This is a genomic window from Phocaeicola sp. RTP21198st1_B8_RTP21198_201120 (assembly GCF_040929485.1).
Taxonomy (GTDB): domain Bacteria; phylum Bacteroidota; class Bacteroidia; order Bacteroidales; family Bacteroidaceae; genus Phocaeicola; species Phocaeicola dorei.
Window position 1 is genome coordinate 106,683 of the sequence record NZ_JBCOCI010000003.1, and the last position, 12,936, is coordinate 119,618.

At 49.7% G+C, this 12,936-nt stretch carries 8 protein-coding genes; all 8 read right to left on the reverse strand.

What is annotated here, in order from left to right:
• Nucleotides 1–14: 14 nt before the first annotated feature.
• On the reverse strand, nucleotides 15–1,385 hold the full coding sequence (locus tag AB5935_RS02995; RefSeq protein ID WP_038612542.1) for an MFS transporter: 1,371 nt from the start codon (nucleotides 1,383–1,385) through the stop codon (nucleotides 15–17).
• A gap of 140 nt (nucleotides 1,386–1,525) precedes the next feature.
• The gene (locus AB5935_RS03000) at nucleotides 1,526–2,698 is read right to left on the reverse strand and encodes a glycosidase (protein WP_007831887.1); all 1,173 of its coding nucleotides are present in this window, start codon (nucleotides 2,696–2,698) and stop codon (nucleotides 1,526–1,528) included.
• Between the two features lie 25 nt (nucleotides 2,699–2,723).
• Nucleotides 2,724–3,824: a glycoside hydrolase family 26 protein gene (locus tag AB5935_RS03005; protein WP_007831886.1), complete on the reverse strand. Its 1,101-nt coding sequence runs from the start codon at nucleotides 3,822–3,824 to the stop codon at nucleotides 2,724–2,726.
• A 3-nt stretch (nucleotides 3,825–3,827) separates the two neighbouring features.
• The gene (locus AB5935_RS03010) at nucleotides 3,828–5,000 is read right to left on the reverse strand and encodes a glycan-binding surface protein (RefSeq protein WP_038611068.1); all 1,173 of its coding nucleotides are present in this window, start codon (nucleotides 4,998–5,000) and stop codon (nucleotides 3,828–3,830) included.
• A gap of 45 nt (nucleotides 5,001–5,045) precedes the next feature.
• Nucleotides 5,046–6,830, reverse strand: a complete 1,785-nt coding sequence (locus tag AB5935_RS03015; RefSeq protein WP_038611065.1) for a RagB/SusD family nutrient uptake outer membrane protein — start codon at nucleotides 6,828–6,830, stop codon at nucleotides 5,046–5,048.
• 45 nt (nucleotides 6,831–6,875) lie between these two features.
• Entirely contained in the window at nucleotides 6,876–10,127 is a 3,252-nt protein-coding gene (locus AB5935_RS03020; RefSeq protein WP_120053221.1) for a SusC/RagA family TonB-linked outer membrane protein, read from the reverse strand.
• Between the two features lie 34 nt (nucleotides 10,128–10,161).
• Complete coding sequence (locus tag AB5935_RS03025) at nucleotides 10,162–11,451, reverse strand: acetylxylan esterase (RefSeq protein WP_227235706.1); 1,290 nt, start codon at nucleotides 11,449–11,451, stop codon at nucleotides 10,162–10,164.
• An 11-nt stretch (nucleotides 11,452–11,462) separates the two neighbouring features.
• Nucleotides 11,463–12,764, reverse strand: coding sequence for a glycoside hydrolase 5 family protein (locus tag AB5935_RS03030; protein ID WP_007831873.1), 1,302 nt, complete (start codon nucleotides 12,762–12,764; stop codon nucleotides 11,463–11,465).
• Nucleotides 12,765–12,936: the final 172 nt, after the last annotated feature.

Below are 12,936 nucleotides of genomic sequence, written 5' to 3' on the forward strand. Positions count from 1 at the left end.
TTCATAATCAAATATTAATTTCTTCTTCGTTCTTCCAGCTCTTCCGTGATTTCCTTCATTTTCTTCTCGGACAGCGGATAGAGACTGATGAACGCGACACTCAGCACGGTTCCCACGGCAGGCAGGAAACTCAGAAACATTTTAATGCCTTGAATGGCCTGCTCGTTTTGCACGGCATTGGCCCGGAAACCGAAATAGGCAAGCAGCCAGCCCGTAACGGCGCTTCCGATGGCCCAACCGAACTTCTGGCTCATGGACGAGGACGAAAAGATAAGCCCCGTGGCGCGGTTGCCTGTCTTCAGTTCCGAGTAGTCCGCACAATCGGCATACATGCTCCAAAGCAACGGGAAAATGCTGCCCGCACAAATGCTGATCAGCACCTGGAAGGTGAATATCAGTGCGATGTCGTCGCGGTCGAGCCAGTAGAACACGATGCTGAGCAGCGTGGCGCATATCATGGACCACATGTAGGTCTTTTTCTTTCCGATGCGGTTGCTCACCGGGGCGGCAAGCATCACGCCGATGATATTGGCGGCTTGCCCGACGGCCAGATAAAGTCCGCTCAGCACAAAGGACAGTCCGAACAGGGAAACCGTTTCATGGTTCTCTTCGACGATGAAGTATTTGAAATAGTACACCGTGGCACCGTCGCGGATGGAGTTGAACACCAGGGCGGCAATGCCCGCGCCCAGCAATATCCACCAAGGGCGGTTGTGAAACAAGTCCTTCAAGTCTTCTTTTAACGGGTTTTGCACCTCCTTTATCGGTTTCACCCGTTCGCGGGTCAGGGCGAAACAGCCATAAAACAAAGCGGCGCACGCCACGGCTATCACCACCACCGCCATCATCCAGCCGTATTGTTCGCTATGCCCCCGGCTGAACACATTCACCATGGGCATGAAGAGCAACAGGGCGATGAAGCTGCCCAGGTAGGCGAACAGCATGCGATAGACGGCCAGCAGGTTGCGGTCGTGCGGATCGGCGCTGATGACTCCCAGCAGGGAGGCGTAGGGCACATTGATGGCAGAATAGACCATCATCATCAGCGAGTAAGTGGCATAGGCATAGATGATTTTGGCGGTCAGGCTCCACTGCGGAGTGGTGAACGTAAGGATGCCGATGAGCGCGAACGGCACGGCAAGAAACAGCAGGTAGGGACGGAACTTGCCCCGGCGCGAATGGGTGCGGTCTGCCAAGATGCCGACTACGGGGTCGAAGGCGGAATCCCATACCCGGGTGACCAGGAACATGGTGCCTACCGCGGCGGCAGGCATACCGAACACGTCGGTATAAAATATCATGAGATAGGAACCGAAGAGCTTCCAGAACATGGACGAGGCCATGTCTCCCAGTCCGTAACCTATCTTTTCTTTGAGCATTATCATGGTAATTCGATTTTTATGGATGATTATCGGAGTCGATAGTGCTTCTTCCGAAGAAAAAGTGCTGTCGATTGCAGTCAACGGTGCTTTTTCCGAAGAAAAAGCACTATCGACGATTGTCGGCGGTGCTTGTCGGGCGTTTTTCATTCCCGCATCAGCCGAAGGTTCTTTTCTATCTGTTTTTTCAAGGTCTCTACCGAAGCCGATGAACAGAATCCGTCTCGGGGCGTGTTCATGCAATAGTCCACCAGCCGCTCCACGGTAGAAGTCGCCACATGCATACGGGTATCGCTGGAAGCATAATAGATGAACACTTTTCCATCCTCGTCCGCAATCCATCCGTTGGTGAACAGCACGTTGGATACATCGCCCACGCGTTCCTCGCCTTCGGGTACCATGAAAGCGCCTGCGGGCGAGGCTATCACGCGGGTAGGATCATCCAAGGCGGTCATGTACATATACAACACATAGCGCAAACCTGCGGCGCAACCGCGCACGCCGTGTGCCAGATGCAGCCAGCCTTGGGGAGTCTTGATGGGATGAGGTCCTTCGCCGTTCTTCACCTCCTTGATGGTGTGGTAATGGCGTTGGTCGATGATGGTTTCCTCGGTTACTTCCGCTTGCGTCATGTCATCCACCAACGCCCAGCCGATTCCGCCTCCGCTTCCCGCATCGATGAATCCGTCTTGCGGACGGGTGTATAGGGCGTACTTGCCGTTTACGAATTCGGGATGCAGCACCACGTTGCGCTGTTGGCTGCGCGTCTTCAGGTCGGGCAGGCGCTCCCAATTCTTCAAGTCCTTGGTACGGGCGATGGCGGCGGTGGCGGTAGCCGATGACAAATCGCCTGCCGGAGCGGAGGGGTCGTGGCGTTCGGCACAGAAAATGCCGTATATCCAGCCGTCTTCGTGCGCCGTGAGACGCATGTCGTAAATGTTGGTGGCGGGAATCACATCTTCGGGCATCGTGACGGGATAGTCCCAGAAGCGGAAGTTGTCAATGCCGTTGGGGCTTTCGGCCACGGCAAAGAAAGACTTGCGGTCGGCTCCCTCCACGCGCACCACCAATACATACTTTCCGTTCCACTTGATGGCTCCCGAATTCAGGGTAGCATTCATTCCGATGCGTTCCATCAGGTAGGGGTTGGTCTTCTCGTCCAAATCATAACGCCAAAACACGGGCGTGTGTGCGGCGGTCAGTATCGGATGCTTATAACGGGTGATAATGCCGTTTTCTTTTTCCTGCGGTTCATTACGACGTGAGAGCAACACTTCATGCTCATCGAACAATTGTTTTACTTTATCTTCGAAATTCATATCTTCTCGTTTATTTAAAGGGGTGTTATTTCTTTGTTTTCATATCACGGACGAACAGCGTGCGCGGGTCGGCATGGAACTTCACGAAGTCATTGGCCGAAGCTTGTCCGGGGTAAGGGGCATAGTAATGGTTGGGGCGTTCGCGTGCGTTGCGCCACACCAATACGTAGCTTATGGGATACTTGCTAATGACCGGCATCAGCGTTTCCGTCCACCAGGTAGAGTCGGGCACGGCTTCGTATCCCGTTTCGGTAACGGCGGTCGGCTTATCGTGCGATTGTCCTACTTCCGTCAGTATGGTCAGCGCCTTTTCCATATTGTTCAGATATTCCCGGCGGTCGAACTGGTACGTGTCGAAGCCTATCAGGTCGATGATGTCGTCTCCGGGATAGCGTTCCAGATATTCGGCGGTATTGTTCGGTTCCGTTCCCGGCGAATAGGCATAAAGCAAATGCTTCACACCTTTCTGCTGCATGAATTCATAAGTCATGCGCCACAAGGCTTTGTATTCGGTGGCGCTGCACAGGGCCTGTCCCCACCAGAACCAGCTTCCCGTATGTTCGTGCCACGGGCGGAACAGAACGGGCACTTTCCGTCCGTCGCTTGTGGTGAGCGAGTTCATAAAATCGGCTATTGTGCCCATCCAGCCCATGAACTTATCATGTTGCGCTCCTCCCGGCAGCACCGAGGCCACAACGGTAGAGTCGCTTACATCCCAAGCGTCTTTCCCTGTAACAGGATTGTCCGTATGCCAACTGAGCGACACCATGCCGCCGCGTTCATACTGTGCGATGATTTCGCGGCGAAGGCGTTCTATGGGAACATTGTCCAGGTTCTTGTCGCCGCCCAGTTCAATGCGTCCCAAGTCGAAGGACATCATGGCGGGGTAATCTCCGCATACGCTTTTCACATCGCTGCGGTTCTCGTCTCCATCCCACCCGATGCCATATACAGGGTCGTCGTGATGACCAAACAGGAAATGGTTCTGCCGAGAGACTTCTTTCAGTTCCGTAAGCATCTGCTCCGCTTCGGGAGTACGCCCCGAGGACGTGTTTGGGCTGGTGCAGGCAAGCATTCCGCCTGCCAGCACCACGATTGTTATCATCATTCTTATATCTTTCATCATGGCTTATTGTTTTTTCTCGATTCGGATATTGGCAAAACTATGATCTGTGTTCCAGTCCGAGTTGGGCTGCATAATCCAGAAGAGATTGTTCCATCCGGCATTGATTCCATTGGTAGCCACTTCCGACAGCTCCAGCCGAACGGTACACCAGTTGCCATAAGTATTAAAACTTCCGTTAGCAGAGGGATTCCAAGCATATTGCCCTCCGTTCAGCTGAATGAGATAACCGACAGAAGCGGAATCGTAGAACGGATTGCCGTTGGCGGAGTTTACTTCGAACTTGAACCAATAGTCCGAAGGATTGGCAGCGGCTTCGGCCGGGATGTCACATCCTCCGCACAACAGGCTGTTCCAACTCCATGCGGCATACGATCCTTTGACGCGGAAATAAGAACCGTTCAAAGGAGCGGGCTCGTTGGATCCGTTTCCGGTAGTAATCAGTTCGGTTCCCGCCCAAAAGCCGTAGGCGTCAGGAGTGTCCAGATTCCAAAGAATACCGGTTGTATTGCGATAAGGAACACTGACTGTCTTTGTTCCGCTTGCACTTTCCCAAGAGAAAACGATCGTAGAGTTATCCGAAGTATTTTCGGGTACGACAATGGACATATATTGTTCGGTCAATGAATCTACTTCCAAGGCCACTCCGTTCATCGTGATGGTGGAGGATTCCGTGCCGCCCCCGAATCCATAGAGGTCGAAATAAGCACCGTTTACTTTGATGGAGCTTCCCGGCAGGGCAAACTCATTATACAATCCCGAGATACTGACTTCGGGAATCTGGACCGTAAAGTCTACCGAGGTGTTTCCCAATTCCGTTTCATAGTAAAGCTTGTTGTTCACTTCACCGGGGATGGTGCGGGGTATCGGAAAATAGACGGCATGAGCGGTGGCATAGACTTCGCTCAGTGCTATCTCTACATCATTCAGCATCACCTTTCTTGCGTGGCTCAGATTCTCGCCGGTCAGCTTGATCATGTCTTCAAAGGCTGCTCCGGTGAGTGGAGCAGTCATTTCCGTATCGTCGGCACGATAAATGGCGGAGATGGATGGAGCACCGTTTGAAGTCATTCCGTCATCATATCCATCATTATAAGTCACTATATCCTGGCAGGAAACCAGCGTTGCTGTGGCAGCGGCAAACATCAGCCCGCAGACAGCTATATTCAGCTTTTTCATATTCTGTTTATTTTTTGATTGTACGACAATTCTTTTTCTATGTGTTTAGCTCCAGCCCGGGTTGTTGCTGTCAATGGCATCGTTGGTCGAAATCTCGGCCGACGGGATGGGGAAAAGCAAGTGCTTGGCTTCACGGTGTTTGTTCACCGATGCTTCATCGTAGTTGGTTTTCGTACCGTCTTCGTTGGTTCCGCCAATGGAGTTCATGACATCCAGATACAGTCCCCAGCGAATCAAGTCCCAGCGACGGTCGCCTTCCAATGCCAGTTCCTTGGCACGTTCTTCAAAGATAGCCGAACGTAAAGCGACTTTCGAATCAATGGCACCATTGCCCGAAGTGACAGCCGGATTGGCATTTGAACGGGTGCGGATGGCATTCAGGGCTTTGATGGCTTCGCTATCAACACCGCTGCCCAACTCACACATAGCCTCAGCATAAATCAGCACGATATCGGCATAGCGCAGGAACGGCCAGTAGGCATCCGAACGCTCTACGGTGGGGTCGGTTACATCGGAATACTTGGTGCTGTAGGCCAATGTGGAGCTGCTTACATTGAAGGTGTATTGCACACCGTCGTTGTAGGGAGCCACAGGATCTGCCACCTTGTTTCCGTTTTCATCATAACCGGTTGCCATGAGTTTGTATTCAGGCGTATTGGGATAATAGAAACCGTAATTGTCGCTGGCTTGATAAGAATAGCGAAAACGGTGTTTCACACCTTTGGTGATACGATAATCCTTGCTGTCGAACAGCGTGTACCAATGATAACGGTTGCCAATCCATTGGCCTTGCTGAATCAGACCTTGGGCATTTTCCGTTCCACTAAACCAACGGTGAATGGTATTGCCATACTCTTCGTCGTTGTTCAAGGTTTGCAGCATGAACATGTGCTCTGCCTTGTTATAGTTGCTGCGTTTCCACAGTTCATCATAAGGAAGCAAGTCATAGCTGCCGTACTTTCCACCCATCACGTCCTTGGCATATTGTGCGGCTTTGGTGTAACAGTCTTTGGTGTCGAAACTTTCATATCCGGCGACTTGCGTCTTTCTGAAAGTCTTGCTCGTGGGGAGAACCAGCACTTTCTCACCGTTATTGAACTCATAGCTGGCACCGGTCTTTACTATCATTTCTTCGCCGGCAGTCATGGAACCGGAAGCCATCGTGACATACACTTTGGCCAAGAGACCGGCTGCGGCACCCTGTGCTACATGCCCTTCCTGGAAATCGACATCTGTATTCTTGTACATCACAGGAATGGCTTCTTCAAGCAAGCGGATGATTTCGGCATATACCTCTGCAATAGGGCGGCGGGGCTGTTCATAAGAAGCACCTTCGCTGATAGCCACATTGAACATCGGAATATCGCCGTATGCCTTGGTGAGCATGAAGTAGGCAAAAGCCTTGTTGAACTTCAGTTCCCCGATGGCGTTGGCTTTGACCTTTTCATCCGCTCCCGTAATTTGGTTCACATAGTTTAAAGCTACATTGGCCCGGTTGATTAAGCTGTAGCAACCTTTCCAAACGGCATCGGCCACTTCGTCTCCTTGAAAGTTGCCGGCTCCCAGATTACTGAATGCCCAATCGGGACCGCTTGTATAATCACAGTCCATTTCGAGGACACGGGGGAAGTTCTGCCAACGGAACATGTCATTGGCCCATTTACTATATACGCCTGTCACCCAAAGATTCACGGCAACATTGTCATTACCTACTTGGTCGGGACCTACGAAAGCGTACGGATCTTCGGCCAAAAAATCATCGCAAGATGTGAAGCTACCCATTAAGGCAGCAGAAAGAGCGACACTGAGAAATATATGGTTGAATTTCATTGTTCTTTTTCTTTTAAGTTATTGTTTGCTATTGATATCTCACAATCAAAAAGTGACCTTCATTCCGATGGAATAAGTCCGGCTGCTCGGATAAGAATAGATATCCACTCCACGACGGGAAGCATCGGAACCGAAGGCGTTTACTTCGGGGTCGAACCAGCTATAGTCCGTAATGGTAAACAGGTTGGTGGCACTGGCATAAAAGTTCAAGTTCTTGATACCCTTGAAAGGATTGGCCCAGTTATAGCCAATGTTCAAGTTCTTCAACTTCAGGTAAGAGCCGTCTTCCACATACCGGTCGCTGATAAGCATATTACGTTCGTAGCTTGATACGGCTTTCGGCCATTGGGCGATTGCGGTTGTTTCAGGAGTCCAACGGGTGTCGTAAGCGGCTTGCGGAATGTTGGCTACATTACCCATTTTCACATCCATCAAGTTACCGTTGAAAATGTCGTTGCCCTGGCTGCCCTGGAAGAAGAAACTCAATGTGAAGTTCTTCCAAGAAAAGTTATTGGTGATGCCATATACAAAGTCCGGATTCGTGTCGCCGATGATAACACGGTCGGCATTGGTGATGGCAGGATTATCATCGAAATTGCGATACTTTATTTCGCCTATCATTTTCTGTCCTTTGGCGCGAACGGCGGGATCGGGGTCGGCCATCACTTCAGCCAGATTGTCATAAAAGCCATCTTCTACATAGCCAAATATGGTACCGATGGGGCAACCGTTGCGTTGCAAGAACACCTCGTCGGCCTTATACCACAAGCGGGTAGCGAACTGGTCGGCTTCCAGACCGCCGATCTGGTTCTTGTTGAAAGAGATGTTGGCATCAATGTTCCACTTCAACGGTGTGTTTTGCAACAGGTAGAATTTACCTGAGATTTCCAGACCTTCATTGGTTACATAGCCACTGTTTACCATCATGTTGGCAAAACCTGTACTCAAAGGGATCTTCACTTCTTGCAACAGGTCGCGGGTTTTCTTGTGGTAATAATCCACCGTCAGATTGATGCGTCCATTCAGGAAACCCATATCGAGGCCTACATTGTATTGTGCAGTCGTTTCCCAACGCAAGTCATCGGCTACCGGTCCACGCCAGTCTACTTGGGCAAAACCGCTGTTGATGCCACCGGCAAACGGATAATTAGCAACACTCAGCATAGGCAGGGTACGATAGCTGCCGATACCTTGATTACCCGTTTCACCATAGCTGGCACGGAACTTTAAATTGCTGAAGATGTTCAAGTCCTTGATAAACTTCTCCTCACTCATGCGCCATGCAAAGGCACCCGAAAGGAAACCGGCCCATTTGTTGGCATCAGTAAACTTACTGGAACCGTCGGTACGGTAGGAGGCGGTAAAGATATACTTGTCCAGCAAGGTGTAATTGATACGGCCGAGGAAAGAAGCCAATGCCGCATCGCCACGGTCGCTTTGCAGCTTGCCGGGCTTGGTACCGAGGCTCATGTCATAGTCTTGTGTCAAGTCATTGGGAAATCCGGTGGCGCTCATTGACTTGCTGCCCCAATTGGTCTTTTCTGCCGTGAAACCTACTACGGCATTGATGCCATGCACTCCGAAAGTCTTGTCAAAAGTGAACAAAGATTCGGTCGTGATTCCCATGTACCAATTGTCCGATTGTCCTGCTTTACCGTTGATGCCGTTCTGTCCCGATCCTTCTTGGGTTTGCTGACCGAAGTAAGTACCGCGATTGTGGTTGGTATAACTGATACCTAAATTCTGACGGAATTTCAAGAAAGGGAACAACTTGACTTCTGCATACGATGACGTGAATACATTGATGGCCTTCAGGTGATCCTTTGTATCATTGATGTAAGCGTATGGATTGGATGCCAGCCAGCTCAATTCGTCATTGGTTGTCTGGTCCATGTGTGTCGGGTCGTAATTGGGCGGGAAAATCAATGACGAACGAATCACACCATAGTCATTGGAGTTTGTTTTGCTGAAATCGGTTTCAGTGTGGGTAAAGTTCATGTTCATTCCCATTTCCAGCCATTTGTACATTTTGCGACCGATGTTGGCACGCAGTGCATAACGGGTAAAACCGGACTCTTTGATAATACCATCCTGATTCAGGAAGTTACCGGAGAAGGCATGCCATCCTTTTTCCGAACCGCCGCTTACACTCAAGTTGTATTCTTGCGAAAAGCCGTTCTGATAAATCAGGTCTTGCCAGTCGGCTCCTCCCACCCAAGTCTGGTTGCCGTATTCATCGGTATAATAACCCGGATTACGGTAATCTTTAGGAGAAGGCAGGTATTTGCCGTTTTCATAATCCAGTGTTCCGTTGGGCAATGAAGGATAGCTCCACATTCCGGGATAAGACAGTTGGGCATAAGGCTTGCCATCGTATTGGTAGCTGTTCAGGTCTTGTTCGTTTATATAGCTGGCGTAAGTCGCAGCATCAAGCACCTTCACTTTGTTGGCTATGCGTGAAAAAGAAAAATTACTTGAAAATTCCACTTGCTCATAACCGGCTTCGCCCCGTTTGGTTGTGATAATCACCACACCATTGGCTCCACGTGAACCATAGATGGCTGTGGCGGAAGCATCCTTCAACACTTCAATGCTTTGAATGTCGTGTGGATTGATGAACGACAAAGGGTTTGAAGTGTTATTGTTGTTCTGATTGGCATCGCTGGCCGGAGTGGAACCGGCGTCAAAAGGAACTCCGTCCACAATAAACAAAGGCTGCGAACTGGTAGAGAACGAGTTGGTTCCACGTACCTGAATGCTTACTCCACCACCGGGAGCACCATCGGCGGCATTAATCTGTACGCCGGCTACCTTACCGGCCAATCCTTGGCTTAAATCAGTCGGATTTCCTTTCATCAGGTCATCGCTCTTGATCTGGGATACCGCACCGGATAAATCTCTCTTCTTCATCGTACCATATCCCACCACTACCACTTCATCCAATACCTCTGTATCATCTTTGAGCGTAACCGTAAGTTGAGTTTCATTTCCTTTTAAAGCTACATCTTGCGATTGATATCCGATAAAGCTGACGGTCAGTACGGCTTTTGCAGGCACTTCCAAGGTGAACTTACCGTCAATGTCGGTGATGGTTCCGTTGGTTGTTCCTTTCTGTATTACATTGGCACCGATTACCGCTTCACCGTTTTGGTCAACCACGATACCGGCAATCTTCTTGTTTTGTTGTACAATCTCGATGGCATCTGCTGCAACGGCGTAAGCCTGCTGTACATTGCCCAATAAAAATGCGGCACAAGCACTGGTGACTAATATGCCTTTTTGAAGATTTCTTTTCATATTGTGTCTTTCTATAAAATTAAATGTTTCTTGTTTATAATCCCATTTGCGCCCACAGCCATTGGCTCCATTGCTCGTATTGTTCCTGATACCAGTAGTGTCCGGTTTCCAGATAGGGGTGAAGTTCCTTGGGAGCGGTGATACTGTTGTAAGCGGCGTATGTGGAAGTAGGTGGGCACACATCGTCGTTGTATCCCCAACTGAACCAGCCGGGCACCGTAATCCGGCGGGCAAAGTTGACCATGTCATAGTAATCTGCCGTTTGGATTCGTTGCGGGGTAGGAGTCGGGAAATAGTAAAAATAATGCGGCCAGCCTCCGGCTACCTTCTGCAAGTGTGCCCGATGGTCGCACATGGCAGGATGAATGGCGGCATAGAACGTAACCCGTTTGTCTAATGCGGCTGTAACCATAGACAACGCACCGCCCTGGCTGGAACCGGTTACACCCAAGGCCTTGCCGTTGTATTGGGGAAGAGAGGTTATGAAATCGACCGCCCGCAGGGCACCCACAAATACACGCTTGTAATAACTGTAGTTACGATTGTCATCATTTTGATACTGATAATTGTAAAGTGCCCCGTATGCCAGTTCGTCATAGACAGACTGCTGCATGGTTACCGGAATGCCATGAATACCGATTTCCAAAGTAATGGCACCTTTGGCAGCTGTTTCCACATCGCCGTAGTAGGGACGCACTCCCGCACCGGGTACACGGAGCAGTGCCGGATAATTGCCGGAAGCTTTAGGCATGCAGAGAATACCGAAAGTACGCGAGCCTTGACGGATGTTTTGGAAACTGACCTGATAGACATTGACCGTTTCGGTGCAGCGTGACGGTAGCAGTTCCATGGTGGAAGACAAAGGTACCTGGCGGGCTTCTTTCAAAGTGCCTTCCCAAAAGTTGTCAAAGTCGCTTGGGTTTACGGCATGTGCCCGGATGGATTCCGGAGCGTATGCGGCGGTTGCCATGCCGTCGTATGTCTTGTTGCCAACGTACGCCTTCACTTTGCAACGAAGAAAACCGGGAGTGTTCATGCTGCTGCTGACAGTCAGCTTTCCATCCTTCAGTGATACTCCATCTTTCTTTTCTGTGGGATACCACTCAGGGCCTAGTTCATAGTCCACTTTCACATCGGGCAATACATTCTGCGCTTTGTACACCTGAATGGTGAAAGTACATTTCTCTTTCAGTCGGTATGTCCAGTCCGAATGATCGGGCGAGACCACCACGCGGATTTCATTTCCGCGGATTTGTGCAAACATGGATGCGGTACACAGGTACAGCATGAAGCCGGCAATCCAAATTTTTCTGTTTCTGTTCATGGTATAAATAGTTAAAATGAATGTTGTTTCAGTTGTTGGTTGGCAGTACGGATAATGGCTATAGTGGTACTGTCGGACATAAATACCGAATTCAGGCCTTGCTGCTCTTGCGCCGGATCGCCCGTATAGTCATCTCCTCTTTGCCAATATAAGTGCTTGGGGGCAGCCAGTCCGCCCCATGCCCAGAAGTTGCATCCAGTCAGTCCGGCTGATTGCGCGGTCCTATCGGTTATCAGGCTGAATATGTATTGATAGTAGGTATCTCGTGCCTGTGTTGTAGCTGATTTGTCAAACCGGAACCCGTCCCTTGGATAACCGAATTCTTCCAAAACCAACGGTTTGCCATATTTTTGTGCTATTTCCAGATGCTCGTCTATGTATTGTTTCGATTGCAACTGCGCTGCCTCTGCCTTTTCCGACAAACTGTCTGCCGGCGCCCATCCCCAGTTGTAGGGCCAGATATGAATGTTCATATAGTCAATGTGCTTGTCGGCATGGATTCGCTCGAACAGGGCGAGGTCTTCCTCACAGCCATGTTTGCCCTCGCTACCTGTTGAGACCAGATGATTCCGGTCGAGCGACTTGATGAAACGACTAACCTCAGCCATCCAGATAGCGAAAGCCTCTTTGTTTTCTCCCGAGAACGCACGAGGTTCGTTGCCTATCTGCCATGACATGATTGTGGGGTCTTCCACATAACTTATGTTTGTATACCTATTGATTCGGGTAATGATATCCTTTACATAGTCGGCAAAAAGTGATTTTGCTTTCTTGTTGTTTGGAAATTCCTTAACATAATCCATGAATGCCGGCCATCCGTCTATGCTTGGGACAGGGGCTTTTCCTTTTCCGGCCCATTCCAGATATTGGCTATACCCGCCGCTCCATTCCCAGGAATTGTTCAGGTAGAGAACTGCCAGCATGTCTCTTTTTTTCATTTCAGAAAGAAGAAAGTCCAGCCCGGCAAGAATGGTATCGTTGTAAACACCCGGTGCTGTCTGGAGCGTAGGCTCTACTTTCGAGGTAATTCCACGGGCACCGTCGCTGCCTACCAGTATTCTTAAATTGTCTATACCTATACTCTTTAAGGAATCCAGTTCCTGAACCAAGCGTTCACGATTTCCTCCTTCACCTTCGGAAGCAAGAATGCCTCCATACCAAAAGTTGGCACCGATATATTTATAAGGTTTGCCATCACGGACAAACATTCCCTTTTCAACTTGTACAAAGGGAGATGCCTGCTGTTGCGTTTCTGTACAACACGCACCGCAGAGTACTGCGGAAAGACATAGGGTTACAAGGGTGTTCTTCATGTTATTCATTAAATTTAAATTCGGTTCTTTTTGTGCTGGCAAATGTATGAGGAAAGATATAGATCGGCTTCTTCAATTGATTATCAGACTATCCGTATTGTGTATTTATCAATTTGGGAAGTGTTTTTACTCATTTGGGATAGTGTTTGCCTCTATTATCCCATTTGATTTT